General features: G+C 74.0%; 18 protein-coding genes. 9 read left to right on the top strand and 9 right to left on the bottom strand.

Features of this window, described 5'->3' with window-relative positions; genetic code table 11:
- The first annotated feature begins 62 nt into the window (after positions 1–62).
- The 4 genes from ACH4UK_RS13000 (at position 63) to ACH4UK_RS12985 (ending at position 3,144) form a co-directional block, all read left to right on the top strand.
- Entirely contained in the window at positions 63–1,079 is a 1,017-nt protein-coding gene (locus ACH4UK_RS13000) for a FecCD family ABC transporter permease (RefSeq protein ID WP_398356081.1), read from the top strand.
- Positions 1,076–2,173 carry a FecCD family ABC transporter permease gene (locus tag ACH4UK_RS12995; RefSeq protein ID WP_398356080.1) on the top strand — a complete coding sequence of 366 codons (1,098 nt, stop codon included), beginning with the start codon at positions 1,076–1,078 and terminating at the stop codon, positions 2,171–2,173. The genes ACH4UK_RS13000 and ACH4UK_RS12995 overlap by 4 nt, the downstream gene beginning before the upstream one ends.
- Before the next feature lie 90 nt (positions 2,174–2,263).
- Positions 2,264–2,716 (top strand): DoxX family protein, encoded by a 453-nt coding sequence (locus ACH4UK_RS12990; protein ID WP_398356079.1) that lies wholly within the window; start codon positions 2,264–2,266, stop codon positions 2,714–2,716.
- Positions 2,680–3,144 carry a Zn-ribbon domain-containing OB-fold protein gene (locus ACH4UK_RS12985; RefSeq protein WP_398356078.1) on the top strand — a complete coding sequence of 155 codons (465 nt, stop codon included), beginning with the start codon at positions 2,680–2,682 and terminating at the stop codon, positions 3,142–3,144. The genes ACH4UK_RS12990 and ACH4UK_RS12985 overlap by 37 nt, the downstream gene beginning before the upstream one ends.
- Positions 3,145–3,184: 40 nt before the next feature.
- Here ACH4UK_RS12985 and ACH4UK_RS12980 read toward each other — a convergent pair whose 3' ends face one another.
- The 4 genes from ACH4UK_RS12980 to ACH4UK_RS12965 all read right to left on the bottom strand — a co-directional run bounded on the left by ACH4UK_RS12980 (position 3,185) and on the right by ACH4UK_RS12965 (position 6,737).
- Positions 3,185–3,769, bottom strand: a complete 585-nt coding sequence (locus ACH4UK_RS12980) for a hypothetical protein (RefSeq protein WP_398356077.1) — start codon at positions 3,767–3,769, stop codon at positions 3,185–3,187.
- Between the two features lie 20 nt (positions 3,770–3,789).
- Positions 3,790–4,698, bottom strand: a complete 909-nt coding sequence (gene htpX / locus ACH4UK_RS12975; RefSeq protein ID WP_018510731.1) for a zinc metalloprotease HtpX — start codon at positions 4,696–4,698, stop codon at positions 3,790–3,792.
- A 79-nt stretch (positions 4,699–4,777) separates the two neighbouring features.
- The gene (locus tag ACH4UK_RS12970) at positions 4,778–5,458 is read right to left on the bottom strand and encodes a pyridoxal 5'-phosphate synthase (protein ID WP_398356076.1); all 681 of its coding nucleotides are present in this window, start codon (positions 5,456–5,458) and stop codon (positions 4,778–4,780) included.
- Between the two features lie 61 nt (positions 5,459–5,519).
- Positions 5,520–6,737, bottom strand: a complete 1,218-nt coding sequence (locus tag ACH4UK_RS12965) for a thiolase C-terminal domain-containing protein (RefSeq protein ID WP_398356075.1) — start codon at positions 6,735–6,737, stop codon at positions 5,520–5,522.
- A gap of 166 nt (positions 6,738–6,903) precedes the next feature.
- Between ACH4UK_RS12965 and ACH4UK_RS12960 the strand changes: the two genes are divergently transcribed.
- Complete coding sequence (locus ACH4UK_RS12960; protein ID WP_398356074.1) at positions 6,904–8,112, top strand: acyl-CoA dehydrogenase family protein; 1,209 nt, start codon at positions 6,904–6,906, stop codon at positions 8,110–8,112.
- On the top strand, positions 8,109–8,588 hold the full coding sequence (locus ACH4UK_RS12955; RefSeq protein WP_398356073.1) for a nitroreductase/quinone reductase family protein: 480 nt from the start codon (positions 8,109–8,111) through the stop codon (positions 8,586–8,588). The genes ACH4UK_RS12960 and ACH4UK_RS12955 overlap by 4 nt, the downstream gene beginning before the upstream one ends.
- Positions 8,589–8,746: 158 nt before the next feature.
- Here the strand turns inward: ACH4UK_RS12955 and ACH4UK_RS12950 are convergent, their stop codons facing one another.
- The gene (locus ACH4UK_RS12950; RefSeq protein WP_398356072.1) at positions 8,747–9,394 is read right to left on the bottom strand and encodes a TetR family transcriptional regulator; all 648 of its coding nucleotides are present in this window, start codon (positions 9,392–9,394) and stop codon (positions 8,747–8,749) included.
- Positions 9,395–9,719: 325 nt separating this feature from the next.
- Between ACH4UK_RS12950 and ACH4UK_RS12945 the strand changes: the two genes are divergently transcribed.
- Positions 9,720–10,529 (top strand): VOC family protein, encoded by an 810-nt coding sequence (locus ACH4UK_RS12945; RefSeq protein ID WP_398356071.1) that lies wholly within the window; start codon positions 9,720–9,722, stop codon positions 10,527–10,529.
- Positions 10,530–10,758: 229 nt separating this feature from the next.
- Positions 10,759–13,179: a PQQ-binding-like beta-propeller repeat protein gene (locus ACH4UK_RS12940; protein WP_398356070.1), complete on the top strand. Its 2,421-nt coding sequence runs from the start codon at positions 10,759–10,761 to the stop codon at positions 13,177–13,179.
- 133 nt (positions 13,180–13,312) lie between these two features.
- On the opposite strand, the gene ACH4UK_RS12935 is transcribed toward ACH4UK_RS12940, so the two are convergent.
- Positions 13,313–13,978 carry a hypothetical protein gene (locus ACH4UK_RS12935; protein WP_398356069.1) on the bottom strand — a complete coding sequence of 222 codons (666 nt, stop codon included), beginning with the start codon at positions 13,976–13,978 and terminating at the stop codon, positions 13,313–13,315.
- A 201-nt stretch (positions 13,979–14,179) separates the two neighbouring features.
- On the opposite strand from ACH4UK_RS12935, the gene ACH4UK_RS12930 reads away from it, so the two are divergent.
- On the top strand, positions 14,180–14,713 hold the full coding sequence (locus tag ACH4UK_RS12930; protein WP_398356068.1) for a hypothetical protein: 534 nt from the start codon (positions 14,180–14,182) through the stop codon (positions 14,711–14,713).
- A gap of 48 nt (positions 14,714–14,761) precedes the next feature.
- Here the strand turns inward: ACH4UK_RS12930 and ACH4UK_RS12925 are convergent, their stop codons facing one another.
- Genes ACH4UK_RS12925 through ACH4UK_RS12915 form a run of 3 tightly spaced genes read right to left on the bottom strand, consistent with a single transcriptional unit; the run spans position 14,762 to position 17,147 of the window.
- Positions 14,762–15,538, bottom strand: a complete 777-nt coding sequence (locus ACH4UK_RS12925; RefSeq protein WP_398356067.1) for an enoyl-CoA hydratase/isomerase family protein — start codon at positions 15,536–15,538, stop codon at positions 14,762–14,764.
- A 3-nt stretch (positions 15,539–15,541) separates the two neighbouring features.
- Positions 15,542–15,988, bottom strand: a complete 447-nt coding sequence (locus tag ACH4UK_RS12920) for a Zn-ribbon domain-containing OB-fold protein (RefSeq protein WP_398356066.1) — start codon at positions 15,986–15,988, stop codon at positions 15,542–15,544.
- Between the two features lie 10 nt (positions 15,989–15,998).
- The gene (locus ACH4UK_RS12915) at positions 15,999–17,147 is read right to left on the bottom strand and encodes a lipid-transfer protein (RefSeq protein ID WP_398356065.1); all 1,149 of its coding nucleotides are present in this window, start codon (positions 17,145–17,147) and stop codon (positions 15,999–16,001) included.
- Positions 17,148–17,185 lie beyond the last annotated feature (38 nt).

The raw sequence follows: 17,185 nt of genomic DNA, 5'->3' as shown, positions 1-17,185 counted from the left end.
CGGTGGTGCCTGCGAAGCCGAAGCGTGCCCTGAGCCGTACACAGCCGAGGGCCGGTGGCTGCGTGCGCCAGGTCGCCGGGCTTGCGGCGGGGCTGGTCCTGCTGGCCCTCGCAGTGGCCGGCGGTCTCGTCGTCGGCGCGCAGCCTGTGCCGCCGGCCGACGTGCTCGCCGCGCTGCTCGACCCGGACGCCCCGCACGCCTCGATCGTCCGGGAGGTCCGGGTGCCGCGCACCCTCCTCGCCATTGCCGCCGGGGCGGCGCTCGGCCTCGCCGGGGCGGTGATGCAGGGGCTGACGCGCAATCCGCTGGCCGACCCCGGCATCCTCGGCGTCAACACCGGGGCCGCCTGTGCCGTGGTCGCCGCGACCGTGTTGCTCGGGACGCGATCCCTCCACGCCGTCGTCTGGTGGGCGCTGCTCGGCGCGGCCCTCGCGGTGGTGGTCGTGTATCTGCTCGGCGGCCGAGGGGCGGGGCGGGGCACTCCCGAAGGGCTCGTGCTCGCCGGAGTGGCCGTCACCGCCGTGCTCGGGGCGGTGGTCAGCGGGCTCGGGGTGCTGGACGCCGACGCGTACGGCACCCTGCGCGTCTGGTCCGTCGGCACCCTCGCCGGACGCGAACTCCCCGTACTGTGGGCCGTTCTGCCGTTTCTCCTCGTCGGCGCGGTGCTCGCCCTCGCCGTCGCGCCCGCCCTCGACGCCTTCGCCCTCGGCGACGAGGCGGGCCGGGCGTTGGGCGTCGCGCCGGGGCGGGTGCGGCTGCTCGGGACGCTCGCCACGGTGCTGCTGAGCGGCGCGGCCACCGCCGCCGTCGGCCCGGTCGGCTTCGTCGGCCTGGTGGCCCCGCACGGTGCCCGCCTGCTCACCGGCCCCGACCACCGCCGCCTGATGCCGTACGCGGTCGTCGTCGGCGCGGGCCTGCTGCTCGTCGCGGACCTCGTGGGCCGGGTCGTCGCCCGCCCCGCCGAGATCCAGGTGGGCATCGTGACGGCCTTCGTGGGCGCGCCCGTACTGATCTGGCTGATCGGCCGAACGCGGCGCGACCGCCGCAGCGCCTCCCGGGAAGCGGTGGCGACGGCATGAGCGCCGCGACCCGTACCCGTGCGGCGGGCGAGGGGCCGCCGTCGACCCGGCCCGTGGGCGTACGGGGGCGGGGCTCCGGTCACCGCACCCTGCGCCTCACCCCCGGCCGCCTCTCCCTGCGCCTGCGTCCCCGACCTCTCGCCGTCACGCTCCTGCTGGCCCTCCTCGCGGCGGGCAGCGGCGCGCTCGCGCTCACCCGGGACGGTCTCGTACCGCCCGCCGAGGTGCTGAGCGCCCTGTTCGGCGGCGGCTCCGGGCAGGCCGCGTTCGTCGTCCTGGAACTGCGGCTGCCCCGGGTGGCCCTCGGCCTCGTCGTCGGCGCGGCGCTCGGTGCGGCCGGGGCGCTGTTCCAGCAGCTCTCCCGCAACCCGCTCGGCAGCCCCGACATCGTCGGCTTCAACTCCGGTGCGGCGACCGGGGCGTTGCTCGTGCTGCTGCACGGCGACCCGGCGTACGTGGCGGCCGGGGCGGCGGGCGGTGGGCTGGCCACGGCGGTCGTCGTCCAGCTGCTCGCCCGACGCGGCTCGTTCCGGGGCAACCGGCTGATCCTCGCCGGGATCGCGGTCGGCTCGCTGCTGGCCTCGGTCAACGCGTACCTGCTCACCCGGGCCGCCCTGGACCACGCCCAGTCGGCCCAGCTCTGGCTGATCGGCAGCCTCGGCAGCGCCGAACGCCACCAGGTCCTCCCCGCCGCACTCGCCCTCGCCGCCCTGCTGCTGGCCGCGCTCCCCGTCGTACGCCGCCTGGACCTCCTGGAGATGGGCGACGAGGCGGCGGGGGGCCTGGGCGTGGAGGCGGGCCGGACCCGGGCGCTCGTCCTGCTGATCGCGGTCGGGCTGAGCGCGGTGGCGGTCTCGGCGGCCGGCCCGATCGTGTTCGTCGCCCTGTGCGCCCCCCAACTGGCCCGCCGCCTCGGCCGTGGCGCGGGGACGGGGCTGCTGCCCTCCGCCGCGATGGGGGCCCTGCTGCTCTCCGCATCCGACCTGGTCGCGGTCGCTCTGCCGACGGCCGGCCCGCTCCCGGTGGGCGTGGTCACCGGGGCGCTCGGCGGCGTCTATCTGGCCTGGCTGCTGGGGCGCGGGCGGCGGCGCTGAGGAGAGGCGCCGGGCGTGCGCGCCTCTTGCGCGGTGCGGCCCCCTTCCGGTGAACTGACGTACCGTCAGAAACGAGTGACCGGAGGCCCGATGCAGACGTTCTGGCTCAGCGGTGCGGAATGGCTCGCCGTCCTGCGCACAGGCCTCGGCCTGTGGTGGCTGGAGAGCTGGCGGCACAAGGACAAGAAGGGCTGGTTCGAGCGCGGCACGGGCATCGCCTGGGCGGCCGACGTCGCGGGCAAGCACCGGTGGGGCGTGGTGCGCACGGGCTTCGCGCGGGTCGTCGAACCGCGCCCGAAGCTGATGGCGTACGTCGTCGTCTACGCGGAACTGGCCCTGGGCCTCGGCCTGGTGACCGGATTCCTGACCCCGATCGCTCTCGTCGCCGGGCTGCTGCTCAACCTGCTCTACCTGGTCCTGATGATCCACGACTGGGCCGAGCAGGGGCAGAACGCGATGATGGCGCTGATCTCCCTGGTGGCCCTGTTCGCGATGGCCTGGCAGACGTGGTCGCTGGACGCGGCGTTCGGGCTGTTCCTGTGAGCCCGGGGACGCCCCCGGCGCGCTTCGACCTCCCGGAGCCGGACGCCTTCACCCGTCCGTACTGGGACGCGGCGGCGGAGGGACACCTGCTCCTGCGGCGCTGCGCCGGGTGCGGCCGGGCGCATCACTACCCGCGGGAGTTCTGCCCGTACTGCTGGAGCGAGGACGTCGGGTGGGAGCGTGCGAGCGGGGAGGCGAGCCTCTACACCTGGTCCGTCGTCCACCGCAACGACCTGCCGCCCTTCGGCTCCCGCGTTCCGTACGTCGCCGCCGTCGTCGACCTCGCCGAGGGGCCCCGGATGATGACGGAGATCGTGGGGTGCGCGCACACCGGCCTCCGGATCGGCATGGGGCTGACGGTCACGTTCCGGGATCGGGGGGAGGACGGCGGCGGCGAGGCCGTAGCGGTCTTCCGGCCCTGCGGCTGACGGGCCCGGGGCCCGGCCGGGAGGAGTGGATCGTGGCCGGTCACATCCCCGGCGCCCCCCACACCGGGAACCACCGGGACAGGTCCTTCTCCACCCGGAGGTCGTCCCCCAGGACGCCTCTGACCTGGAGCTCCAGCTGGTTGTCCCGCTTCTCGGCGTCGCCGGGCAGCGGGGCGAACGGATAGAACGTGCCGCGTTTGTACAGGTAGACCAGGGCCAGGGTCCGCCCCTCCGCGTCCCGGAAGCCGATCAGGGAGCAGAGCAGGTGCGGGCCGAAGCCGCCGTCCTGGAGCAGGGTGTTCACCGCGTGCAGGTCGTTGACCAGGCCCGCCGTGTCGTCGGCCGGGTGGCTGGCCAGCAGCCAGGTGTAGCCGTACGCGTCCCGGCTGAACTCCACCGGGATGCCGCCGCGATCGGTGTCCGCGTCCAGCAGCTCGCGGACGTCCTCCTGGAGCCGGGCGAAGCCGCCGCCCTCCACGCCCGCGAAGCAGACCGACCCCAGGCCGGTCGGCGTGAAGCCGGCGGCGGCCTGGAGGGTGAGGGCGGCGGAGGGCACGGCGAAGAGCTGGTCCAGGTCGGGGCGGACCGGTTTGCTGCGGCCGAGGATCGCGTCGAACAGGCCCACTGACGTAACTCCTCAGGCGGTTAACGGGACAGGTCGGTGGAGATGCGGGACAGCTGGTCCAGGCGCTGTTCCAGCGTCGGGTGCGAGGAGAACAGCCGGCCCAGGCTCTCCTTCGCGGAGAACGCCGGCATGAAGTAGAAGGCGTTGTACGGCTCCGCCTTCCGCAGGTCCTCGGTCGGGATGCGGGCCATCTGTCCGCTGACCTTCGTCAGGGCGGAGGCGAGCGCGGAGGGCCGGCCGGTGAGCAGCGCGGCGGCGCGGTCGGCGGACAGCTCGCGGTAGCGGGAGAGCAGCCGGGTCAGCAGGAAGCTGATCGCGTACACGACGGCGCTGATCAGTGGGATCAGCAGGAGCAGGATGCCCGCCGGGTCGTTGCCCGGCCTGCTGCGGGCGAAGCCGCCCCACAGGGCGATCCGGGTGATGATGCCCGCCAGCACCCCGAGGAACGAGGCGATCGTCATGACGGCGACGTCCCGGTGCGCGACGTGCGACATCTCGTGGGCGAGGACGCCCTCCAGCTCCTCAGGCTCCAGTCGGCGCAGCAGGCCCGTCGTCGCGCAGACCAGGGCCGTCTTCTCGCTGCGGCCGGTGGCGAACGCGTTCGGTACGTCGCTCTCGGCGATGGCCACCTTGGGCTTGGGCATGTCGGCCAGTGCGCAGATGCGGTCGATGGTGCCGTGCAGCTCGGGGGCCTGTTCGGGGGTGACCTCGCGGGCGCCCATGCCGTACGCGGCGATGCGGTCGCTGAACCAGAACTGGGCGATGAACAGACCGCCCGTGATGATCAGGATGATCGGCCAGGAGCCCCGCAGGGCCGCGAGGAGCACCCCCACGAAGACGACGTAGAGCAGGCCGATCAGGAACATGGTGGTGACCATGCGACCGGTCAGACCCCGGTCGGGGGCGTAACGCGAGCGGGCTCGTGGCATCGGTGCCTCCCAACGGCTCAGCTGTCTCCCATAGTGCCCCTTTCCGGTGAGAACGGGATAAAGGTGCAGTCTGCACCGGTCAGGGCCAGAGCAGCTCGCGTGTCCAGTCGCCGTCCCCTGTGCGCCGGTAGCGCAGCCGGATGTGGCGTCGGCGGGCGTCGCCCTGGAAGAACTCGACCCCGGCCGGCTCGACCACGTACCGGGTCCAGGTCGGAGCCTCGGTGTCCGGTGCCGCCCCCGCCCGCTCCCAGGCCGCGTCCGCCGCCCGGTGCAGCTCGGCCACGGAGCCGACGACCTCGCTCTGCGCTCCGGTCAGCGCGGCGGCGAGCGCCCCGGTGGACCGGGCGTGCAGGTCGGCGTGGCTCTCGGCGGGGGTGCAGCGGACGACCCGGCCCCGGACCCGCACCTGCCGACCCTGCGCGGGCCAGTAGAAGCCGAGCGCGGCGTGCGGGCGGGCGGCGAGCTGGTGGCCCTTGGCGCTGGTGGCGTGCGAGGCGAAGTGGAAGCCCCGTTCGTCCGCGTCGTGGAGCATCAGCGTCCGTACGTCGGGCAGGCCCTCGGCGTCGGCCGTGGCCAGCGACATCGTGTGCGGCTCGACCTGCCCGGCGGCCACGGCCTCGGCGAACCAGGCGTGGAAGAGGGCGACCGGGGCGGACGGGGCCGACGCCGGGTCGAAGGAGGGCAGCTCGGTGTCCCAGACGCGCTGGGCGTGCAGGAGGTCGCGGAAGCCGGGGGTGGGGGGTGGCGTGGGTGCGTTCATGGTGGCTATTGGATCGCATGGCCTGCCTCCTTTCGCCGTAGCGCCAGGGGACGGCGTCCCCTCACTCCCGCCCCAGCACCACCGTCCCCGACGAGCAGAACCAGCCGCCCGTCCCGGAGGCCACCGCCAGCTCCGGCAGCCCGCCCCCCGACCGGCGCACCTGGCGTTCGCCGGCCTCGCCGCGCAGTTGCCTTACCGCCTCCACCAGCAGGAACAGACCGCGCATCCCGGGGTGGCAGGCGGACAGGCCGCCGCCGTCCGTGTTCACCGGGAGCGCGCCGCGCAGCCCGGTGCGGCCCTGCTCGACGAACGGGCCGCCCTCGCCCTTCGCGCAGAAGCCCAGGTCCTCCAGCGTCACCAGCGTCATGTACGTGAAGGCGTCGTAGATCTCGGCCAGGTCGATGTCGGCGGGCCGCACCCCGGCCCGTTCGAAGGCCAGCCGGCCCGAGACGGCGGCGGGGGAGACCGTGAAGTCCTCCCACTCGGACATCGTGGAGTGCGAGACGTGCTCCCCGGTCCCCAGGATCCAGACGGGGGCCTTCGCGGTGTCGGGGACGTAGTCCTCGGCGGCCAGCAGCACCGCGCACCCTCCGTCGCTGCGAATGCAGCAGTGCAGCTTGGTGAAGGGGTCCGCGATCATCGGGCCCGACAGCACGTCGTCCACCGTGATCGGCTCCCGGAACATCGCCTCCGGGTTCGCCGCCGCGTTCGCCCGCGCCGTCACCGCCACCTCGGCGAGCTGCTCCAGGGTCGTGCCGTACTCGTGCATGTGCCGGCGGGCGGCCATCGCGTACTTGGCGATCAGCGAGTGCCCGTACGCCACCTCGAACTGCGCCGGCCCCCGCGCCCCGAAGGACAGGTTCGACGTGCGGCGGCCCGCCTTGATGTCGGCCCGTGCCGTCGACCCGTAGACCAGGAGGACGGCACGGGCGCGGCCCGCGGCGATGGCGTCCGCCGCGTGGGCGGCCATCACCTCCCAGGTGGCGCCGCCCACCGCCGTGGAGTCGACCCAGGTGGGCCGCATCCCCAGGTACTCGGCGACCTCCACCGGGGCGAGGGTCCCGAGCCCCGCGGAGGCGAAGCCGTCGACGACCGAGCGGTCGAGGCCGGAGTCGGCGAGTGCGCGGCGGGCGGCCTGGGCGTGCAGGGCGTACGGCGTCGCGTCGTCGACGCGACCGCAGTTCGCGAGCGATACGCCGACGACGGCGACCCTGCGCGGACGGCCGGAGGAGGCCGGGGCGGGAGAAGCCGGGGCAGCGGTGGCCGGGGCGGGAGACATGAATCTGACGGTACATCAGATATGGCCCGCCGCAACCGTGCGTGCGCAGGGCCTTCCTTCCGCCCGGAAGTGTGCGGGACCCTGGGAATTCCCGCACCCCGCACCTAATATGACGGCGCGTCAGATCAGGAGTCGGATCGCCGGCCCCTGAGGAGGGAGCCCGCAGATGGACGCCGCCTTCACCGCGGAACAGCACGAGATCCGCCGCACCCTGCGCGAACTGCTCGCCCGGCACGGCGGACCCGCCGCGATCCCCGCCGCCGTGGGCACCGCCGAGGGCTACGACCCCGCCCTGTGGCGCCGGCTCGCCCGGGACCTCGGGCTGCCGGGCCTCGCGCTCGCGGAGGAGTACGGCGGGGCCGGCTGCACGGCCACCGAGCTGGCCCTCGCCTGCGAGGAGACCGGGCGCGCGCTGCTGCCTTCACCGCTGCTCGCCACCGCCGCCCTTGCCGCGCCCCTGATCGCCGCCCTCGGCACCCCGGACCAGCGCGCCGCCCTGCTGCCCCGGATCGCGCAGGGGGCCCTCACCGCCGCCCTCGCCGTCCCCGGCGGCTCGCTCGCCGCCGCCCTCGGCCTCACCGGCGACAACCGCGACGGGGCCTGGGCGGGCGGCGGACGGGCGGGCGGCATCCAGGCCCGCGGGCCGGGGGAGGGAGGCGGCTGGCGGCTCTACGGGGAGGCCGGCCGGGTGCTGGACGGCCACAGCGCGGGGCTGCTCCTGGTCGCCGCCCACGCCGGGGGCTATCCGCGCAGCCGTACGCTCCTGTTCCTGGTGGACTCCGGCGCGGCGGGGCTGGCGCGCACCCGGCTCACCTCGGTCGACGAGACCCGCCCGCTCGCCCGCCTCGAACTGCGCGACACCCCGGCCGGTCTCCTCGGCGCGGACGACACCGCCGAAGCGGCCGACGCGCTCGCCGCCGCCGGGCGCACGGCCGCCGCGATCCTCGCCGCCGAGGCGGTCGGGACGGCGGCGAGCGCCCTGGAGCGCACCGTGGAGTACGTGAAGGCGCGCGAACAGTTCGGCAGGGCCGTCGGCTCGTTCCAGGCCGTCAAGCACCGCCTCGCCGACCTGTACGTACGGGTCGAGGCGGCCCGCTCCGCCGCCTACCACGCGGCCCGGGACCCGGAGGCCGGGCCCCTCGCGCTCGCCCAGGCCCTGGAAGCGGCCCGGGTCACCACCGGCGAGGCCGTCCAGCTGCACGGCGGCATCGGCTTCACCTGGGAGCACGAGGCGCACCGCTACCTCAAGCGGGCGGCGGGCGACGAACTGCTCTTCGGCCCGGTCCACCGGCTGCGCGACCACGCGGCGCGGCGGGCCGGACTCTTCGGGCCCGACCGGATGTCCCTCGCCGCGCCCGGGGCGGGCGTCCGATGACCCGCGGCGCGCGCCTGGTCCAGAAGGTCTCCTCGACCCGTGCCTTCGGGCGGATCGCCCCGCACGTGGTCCCCGTCCTGGACCGGGCGGTGCACCGACTCACCCGGGGCAGGGTGCTGCTCAGCGCCCGGATGCTGCCGGGGCTCGTCCTCACGGTGCCCGGCGCGCGCACGGGCCGGCCGAGGACCACCCCGCTGGCCTGCATGCCGGAGGGCGAGGCGGAGAGCGGCTGGATCCTGGTCGGCAGCAACTTCGGCCGTACGGGGCATCCGGCCTGGACCGCGAATCTGCTGGCCCGCCCGGACGAGGCCGTCGTCAACTGGCGCGGCCGGGACATCCCGGTGCGCGCGATGCTGCTGGAGGGCGAGGACCGGGCCCGGGTGTGGGAGGCCGCGCTCGTGTTCTGGCCGCCGTACGCGGCGTACCAGCGGCGGGTGGAGCGGCAGATCCGGCTGTTCCGGCTGGAGCGGCGGTAGCGGCCGGCCCCCTCCTCCGGGAACGCCGACGGCGGACCACCCGCAGGGGTGCGTGGGTGGTCCGCCGTCGGTGAGACAGGACGTGGGGCGTCCGGGCGAGCGGGTGCCCGCCCGGCGGCGAGGGGCGTCCGGGGCCGGTGGGCCTCCTGCGCCCCCGCCTACTTCGTCGGCTTCTTGCCGGTGATGCCGAGATGGACCAACAGGGCGAGGTTGGGACGCAGTTCGGCCTGCTTCACGCCCCAGGTGGTGAAGCCCTTCTGGTGCGAGGCGACCGCGGCCAGCATCGCGACCAGGGAGCCCGCCATCGCCGCCGGACTGACGTCCTTGTCGATCTTGCCCTTGCTCTGGAGCTCCTTCACGGAATCCGTGAGGGAGTTGGTGACCGAGTTCAGGATCTTCATGCGGATCTTGTAGAACCGCTTGTCCCCCTCGGCCGCGCCGAGGTCGATCACCCGGAGGATCGCGTCGTTGTGCCGCCAGAAGTCGAGGAATCCGTCGACGAGTTGCTCGGAGGTCGCCCAGCCGGCCTTGCCGACCCAGGAGCGCCCGGCGACCAGTTCGGTCAGTCCGGCGCCCTCCTTGGCGACTTCCTCGGCGATCTCGAGGACGGCGCCCTCCACATCGGGGAAGTACTGGTAGAAAGTCGCGGGTGAAGTCCCGGCCTTCCGGGCGACGTCGATGACTTTGACGTCCCGGTACGGCGAGGAGCTGAGCATCTCGCTGAGGCAGTCGAGCAGCTTCTGCCGCGTCGCCTGACCGCGTCGACCGGCCACGCGGCCGTCGACGGTGCGTACTTGTCCTGTCATGCCGTCAGCTTACCGAGGGGCGATGGGAGCGCGATTCGGCCGACTGCAAATGGGGAACGCCGCAGGACCGGCGGGGTGCGCGGGGGCGTGGGAGCGGCGGTTTTCGGCCGCGGTGCGCGAGGGTGACGGAGCGAGGGCGCCGCCCGGAGTAAATGTTATCAACAGCCTGTGGACAACTTCGGTGGACAACTTTCGTCCACATGGTGGGCGCACCCTTCGCCAATCGGGCAAAGGTTCTCTTTAGGTGCGTCCGGGGGCGCGCGGGGCCGGGGGCGACGTTACGTTGACTGTGACGGGCGTCACTGCTACGAGAGGACTCGGTCCCATGGCCGCATTCGCGCATTCCGCGCCGTGCTGGGCGGACGTGCAGCTCTCCGACCTCGAAGCGGGCAAGCGCTTCTACGGCGGGCTCTTCGGCTGGACCTTCCGAGCGGGCGACGGCATGCCCTTCGCGGACGCGCTCAGCGGCGGCCGGCTGGTCGCCGCGCTCGCCGCCAAGAAGGACGGCCGGATGCCCACCGCCTGGGGCGTCTACTTCGCCACCGACGACATCCGGGCCACCGTCGCCGCGATCCGCGAGCACGGCGGCCAGATCATCACCGACCCGGTGCGGGCGGGACGCGCCGGAATCGTGGCCCAGGCGGCCGACCCCGGGGGCGCGGTCTTCGGTCTCTGGCAGCCGGAGGAGCGCGCGGGCTTCGAGAAGCAGAACGACCCCGGCTCCTTCTGCTGGACCGAGGTCTACACCCGGCAGCCGGAGCGGGTGGACCCCTTCTACGAGAAGGTCTTCGGCTTCCGCGGCGCCGACCTGGACGAGGCGGGCCACGACATCTCCGGCGACGCCGAGGCGCTGGTCGACTTCCGGATGTGGTCCCCCGAGGGCGCCGAACCGGGTCCGGACACCGCCGTCGGCGGCCGCAGCGTCATCACGGACGCGTTCCCGGCCGAGATGCCGAGCTACTTCCTCATCTACTTCGCCGTCGCCGACTGCGACGCCGCCGCCGAACTCGCCGTACAGCTCGGCGGCCGGGTCGCCCAGCCGCCCTTCGACATCCCCTCCGGCCGGATGGCCGTCCTGCACGACGACCAGGGGGCCGCCTTCGCCGTGCTCCAGCCCAGCGAGCTGCTCCCGTAACCGCGCCGGTGGACCGGTGTGGGGGGATACGGGCGGAAGTGACATGGGACACCCCGATCCGCCCCCGGGTTCGCAACCGGGGCCCGAGCCAGGAAGAATCGGGGTGCGTACCGCCAGGTGATGCCCAGTGGTGAGACCCTGCACAGGGCGCGCTGCGCAGGGCGGGATTCGACCGGGCGGTAATTCGCGGACTTCGTCGCCGAGGTCCGTACGGGGAGGTGGCAGGCAAGTGGTGGAGCAGCTGACGCAGCACGACCCGAGGCGGATCGGCCCGTTCGAGGTGCTGGGACGGCTCGGGGCCGGCGGCATGGGGCTGGTCTATCTCGCCCGCTCGGCGTCCGGCCGGCGGGTGGCGATCAAGACGGTGCGGACCGAACTCGCCGAGGACCAGCTCTTCCGGGTCCGCTTCACCCGCGAGGTCGAGGCGGCCCGCGCGGTCAGCGGGTTCTACACCGCGGCCGTGGTCGACGCCGACCCGCGGGCGGCCGTGCCCTGGCTCGCCACCGCCTATGTGCCCGCACCCTCGCTCGAGGAGATAGTGAACGAGTGCGGCCCCATGCCGACCCAGGCGGTGCGCTGGCTGGCCGCCGGCATCGCCGAGGCCCTCCAGTCGATCCACGGCGCGGGCCTGGTCCACCGCGACATGAAGCCGTCCAACGTGCTCGTCGTCGAGGACGGCCCCCGGGTGATCGACTTCGGCATCGCGTCCGGCGTCTCCAACACCCGGCTGACCATGACGAACGTCGCCGTCGGCACACCCGCGTACATGTCGCCCGAGCAGGCCCGCGACTCCCGCAGCGTCACCGGGGCCAGCGACATCTTCTCGCTGGGCTCCACGCTCGTCTTCGCCGCCACCGGGCACGCACCCTTCCACGGGGCCAACCCGGTCGAGACGGTGTTCATGCTGCTGCGCGAGGGCCCCGACACCGAGGGGCTCCCCGACGACCTGCGGCCGCTGATCGAGTCCTGTATGCAGATGGACGCCACGCAGCGCCCGAGCCCCGCCGACCTCCAGGCACAGCTCGCCCCGCACCTCTTCGCCTCCGGCAGCGACGACAGCGGCACGGCCTCGGCCTGGCTGCCGTCCCGGGCCACCGCGATGATCGAGCGGCGCAGGGGCGGCGGGCGCACCGCCCCGCCCGCCGCGGTGCCCCCGCCGCCGCCCCCGCAGCCGCCCAGGTCCCCGGAGCGGGACACCGCCTGGCGCAGCGGGGCCGACCTGCGCTCGCCCTCCCCGCTCGCCTCGCCCTCGCCGATGTCCGGCGGGTCCGTCCAGGCCCCCGCGGCGGGCCCGTCCGCCGCTCCCGACAGCGGGCCCGTCCATCTGCCCGGCGCCAAGGTGCCGATCGGCCCCGGCCCGCGTGCGGGGGAGGGGCGCGGGGCCGCCGCCGCGCACCCGGCCGCCGCGACCGGCTGGGTCCGCCCGCCGGCCGGAGTGAACGGTTCGCCGGCGGCCACGGCTCCGCCCGTCCCGGCCCCGGCCGCCGCCCCGGACGGCGCGGCCCCCGCGCCGGACCGCTGGCGGCCCTGGCGCTTTCGGATGTCCAACGACGTGTGGGGCACGCCGGTGGTCTCCGGCGACCTGCTGTACGTGACGTCCTTCGAGGTCCACGCGCTGGACGTGGGCAACGGGCGGCGCCAGTTCAAGACCCGGGACGTGGCCTGGGCGATGACCGTCGAGGGCGGCAGGATCCATGCCTCGGACGGCCCCTCGCTCTATGCGCTGGACGCCACGACCGGCGCCGAGCAGTGGCGGCTGGGCACCGACGCCTGGGTCTACTCCCTCAAGGCCGACCGGGGCACGGTCCTGACCGCGACCCGGGGCGGCGGCGTCCAGGGCTGGGAGGCGTCCAACGGCGAGAAGCTGTGGGAGATCACCGGCGCGCAGAGCGACTTCGAGACGGCGGAGGCCGGCCCGGTCGTCCACGACGGGACGGTGTACGTCTGGCAGGACGCCCGGCTCCGCGCGCTGGACGCCCGTACGGGCATCGAGCGCTGGTCGTACCCCATCGGCGACGCGGCCTCCTGCGGCGGCGTCCCGGTCCGGGTCACCCCGGCCCCCGACGGCTACGTCTACATCGCTGCGGGCACCCGGGTGCTGGCGGTGGAGACCGGCTCCGGCCGGGTGCGCTGGCACTTCGAGTCGCCCGCGGTCTTCCTCTCGCCGCCCGCGTTCGCGCCGGGCCCGGCGGTGACCGGCGGCGGGGTGTACCTCGCGGACTACCTCGGCACGGTGTACGCGCTGGACGCGACGACCGGCAAGGACCGCTGGCGGATCGCCACGGAGGCCCGGTCCTCCATCGAACCGGTGCTGGTCGCGGTGGGCAACGTGCACGTCGGCAGCGGCAGCGCGCTGTACACCCTGGACGCGGTCACCGGCACCCCGAAGTGGCGCTTCGCGGCGGGCGGCGACGTGGTGGGCTCCCCGGTGGTGGCGGACGGCCGCGTCCACTTCGGCTCGGCCGACCACGTCCTCTACACCCTGGACGCGGCGGGCGGCCAGCTCCGCTGGAAGCTGGCCACGGGCGGCGAGATCACCGGCTCGCCGGTGGCCCAGGCGGGTGTGGTCTACGCCTGCAGCAAGGACCGCTGCGTCTACGCACTGGACGCCCTGAAGGGCACGGGCACGGGCAACAGAGCGAGGACCTAGCCCCGTCCCCGCCGCCCGCCTGAAGGATGTCCTCAAACGCCGGACGGGCTGAAAGATGTCCTCAATCGCCGGACGGGCTTGATTTTTCCAGCCCGTCCGGCGCTTGAGGACGGAACCCTCGACGACGTGACCGTCAATGCGGCGGCGGCGCCCGGTGCGGCGGATGCACCGGATCCCGGGGATCGTCCTCCGGGTGCGCCGCCTGCGGATAAGACCGCGTACGGGGGTCACGCGGATCCGGCCCCGTGTACGGCTCCACCTCCGGCTCCGGCCACGGCGACGTCTGCACGGACATCCCCGGCTCCTGCGTCGGCGGCCACGTGTCCACCTGATCCGCCGCCGGCGCGGCATACGGCTCCACCGGCTCCCGCTCCCGCCGGCTCCGCCGGCCACGCCCGCTCATCAACAGCGCCCCGATCAGCATCAGCACCCCGCCCGCCAGCGCGTTCGCCACCCCCATCTGGAGCCCGGACCCGTCCCCGGAGACCACGAGCGAGCCCGCCGCCTGCCCCTGGCGGACCATCCACAGGATCGTGAAGCCCAGCACCAGCAGGCCCGCGAGGGCGACCACGAGCCGCGAGCGGAGCACCACGCCCGCGATCACCAGCACCGCCGCGGCCAGGAAAGGCAGCAGGATCGAGACCAGCACCCCCGACTCCGTAGCGGTGATCCCCTCGAAGAGGTCCCGCACCCGGTAGTCGTGCCCGACCCGCCCGTCGTACCAGTCGCGGAACGGGCTCAGCACGGCGGAGGCCGCACCGGCCAGGGCGACGACGGAGCCGAGGATGTTGCGGATCATCGTCAGGCCTCCAGGGGCGTACGTACGCGAACGGGCCCCGTCACCGACGCTACGCCGGGACGATCACCCCCGCCACGCAGACCATGACCGGACCGTGACAGGGTCATGACCTGAACATGGAGTCGCGCAGGGCATGCTGAGGGTCACAACGCACGCCATCGGCACGACACACGGCAACGAAACTCAAGGGGGGCTGCATCCATGATGCGGCGACAGATGAAGCTCGCGGCGGTCCTCGTCGTGGTGGTGCTCGCGCTCACCGGATTCTCGACGTCCAGTAGCGGTGGCAAGGGCGGCAAGAGCAGGAGCGGCAAGAGCAGCAGCTCGGGCGGCGGCTGCTCCAGCTCGAAGAAGAGCAACAACGGGTACCGGGACAACGACTTCGACGACGACTACGACGACTCCTCGTCCTCCGGCTCGTCCGGTTCCTACGGGACCCCGACGCCCACCGCGTCCGACGCCCCCGCCTACCGGATCGTCCGCTGCGCCCAGCCCCGCAAGGGCAAGCGCAAGGCGGTCACCTCGTCGCTGATCGAGCTGCGGGCGAACGAGCCGGGCTCGCAGGCGTACGAGATCGACGTGCGGTTCGTCGACGGCTTCGGCAACACCATGGACACCGCCGAGACCACCGTGAACCTCGACGGCGGCGAGGTCCGCACCTTCACCCTGCGGATGGAGAGCCCCCGCAAGGTGTCCAAGGTCAAGAGCTGCGAAGTGACCGTCGAGGCACTCTGAGCCGGGCGGCCCCTGCCGCACCGGGCGGACGGGCGGAGCCCCGGGCGCTCACCGCACCCGGGGCTCCCCGCCCCCGCCCCGCCCCTCGAACAGCTCCGCCTGCCGCTCCGGCGGCAGATTGCCCAGCGCGATCAGCGCCGGGGCCTGGGACATCGCCTGGGTCCTGGCCGCCTCCTTCGCGGACCACACCGCCCGGACGGTGCCCTGCACCGCCTCCGTCGGGTAGCGGGCGATCACCGTCGCCGACCGCAGCGCCGCCGCCACCGCGCCGCCCGGCTCCGTCACCTCGCTGACCAGGCCGATCCCGTACGCCCGCCCGGCGCTCAGCCGTTCCGCCGTGCCCATCAGGGACATCCGGGCGACCTCCCCGAACGGCATCCGCTGGGCCATGGCGATCGCCTCGTACGCCGAGACCATCCCGTACGTCGTGTGCGGGTCGAAGAAGGTCGCCTCGCGGGACGCGACCACGAACTCCGCCTCGCCCAGCAGATAGAACGCCCCGCCGCAGGCCATCCCCTCCACCGCCGCGACCACCGGCTTCCACAGGTCGTTCGCCTTGGGGCCGATCCGCAGGAGCGGGTCGTCGAGGGCGTACGGGGAGGAGGGCTGGGGGACCTCGGCCCCCCGGTCGATCCCGGTACAGAAGGCGCGCGTCCCGGCCCCGGTCAGGACGACCGCCCGCACCGAGTCGTCGAACCGCAACGCGCGCCACAGCGCGGCGAGTTCACCGGCCGTCTCCAGGTCGATCGCGTTGAGCTTCGCCGGCCGGTCCAGGGTGACCAGCGCGACCCCGGTCCGCTGGTCCCGCTCGGTGCGCAGGGCCATCGCTCACCGCTCCAGGAGCCAGCGGACGAGCGTGAAACCGTCAGGTCCCACGGGGCAGAACGCGGCCCGCACCGGAGCCCCGATCCGCAGCCGCGCCGGGTCCACCGAGTTCAGCGGGGCGTCCGGGGCGGCGACGACGTTCCCGGCCAGCCGGATCTGCGGGGCGTCCGCCAGCTCCACCAGCACCGCGTTGTACGGGGCCTGTTCGGCGTAGGCGGGGAGCAGCGGCGGATGCGGGACGACATACGACCAGAGCCGGCCGCGCCCGCTCATCTCCCGCCACTCGCTCGCGAACGAACCGCAGTGCGCGCAGCAGGGCCGGGGCGGGAAGCGCAGTTCGCCGCAGGCGGGGGAGGCGCAGGCCTGGACCCGCAGTTCGCCGCGCGCCGCGTACTCCCAGAAGGGCGCGCCGTCCTCGTCGACGACGGGAAGCAGCAGGGAATCGTTCATGGCCCTCTCCTCAACTCCTCAGCAGGACGGCGGACGTCGGCACGCCCTCGCCCGCGGTGACCAGGCAGGTGGCGGCGTCGGGTACCTGGGCGGTGGAGGTGCCGCGCAGTTGCTTCACGCCCTCGGTGATGAGGTTGAAGCCGTGGACGTACGCCTCGCTGAGTCCGCCCCCGCCGGTGTTGATCGGCAGCCGTCCGCCGCTCTCCAGCGCCCCGCCCTCGGTGAACGCGCCGCCTTCGCCGCGTCCGCAGAAGCCGTAGCCCTCCAGGGAGAGCGGGACGAGCGGGGTGAACGCGTCGTAGATCTGCGCCACGTCGACGTCCTCGGGCCCGAAGTCGGCCTGTTTCCAGAGCTGTCGGGCGGCGGCCCAGGCGGGGCCGGTGAGCGGGTCGTCGTTCCAGTAGTTGACCATCCCGTGGTGCTGGGCGGGCAGGCCCTGGGCGACGGAGTGGAGGTAGACGGGCTTCCGCCGGCAGTCGCGGGCGCGTTCGGCGGAGACGATGACGCAGGCCAGCGCTCCGTCGGTCTCCAGGCAGTTGTCGAAGAGACAGAGGGGTTCGCTGATCCAGCGGGAGGTCATGTACATCTCGCGGGTCAGCGGCCGGTCGTACATGATCGCGGCCGGGTTCTGGTTGGCCCGGTTGCGGCAGGCGAGCGCCACGTTGAAGAGGTGGTCGCGGGTGGCCCCGTACTCGTGCAGGTACCGCCGGGCCAGCATGCCGATCTCGTCGGCGGGCCGCAGCAGCCCGTAGGGGCGGGTCCACTGGGCGGGCGTGGGGAGTTGGACGGCGGTGTTCTTCCACGGCCGGGGCCCCGAGCCGCGTTTGCGCGACCGCCAGGCGACGCCGACGCTCGCCTGCCCGGTGGCGACGGCGGCGGCGAGGTGGGCCAGGGTGGCGCAGGAGCCGCCCCCTCCGTACCCCACCTTGCTGAAGAAGGTGACGTCACCGGCGCCGATCGCCTTGGCGACCTCGACCTCGTCGGTCTCCTCCATCGTGTACGAGGCGAAGCCGTCGACCTCGGCGGGAGCGATGCCCGCGTCGTCGAGGGCCGCCAGGATCGCCCGGCAGGCGAGGGTCTTCTCCGGTTCGGGGAGCCGTTTCGCGAACGCCGTCTGCCCGATCCCGACTATCGCCGTCGCGTCCTTGAGCGTTGCCATCCGCTGACCTCCCGCACCGTCGCGCCTGCTGACAGCGG

The organism is Streptomyces sp. NPDC020884, from assembly GCF_044333935.1.
Lineage (GTDB): Bacteria > Actinomycetota > Actinomycetes > Streptomycetales > Streptomycetaceae > Streptomyces.
Note: the sequence above shows the minus strand (reverse complement) of the source record. Positions and strands in the feature narration are given on the sequence as shown.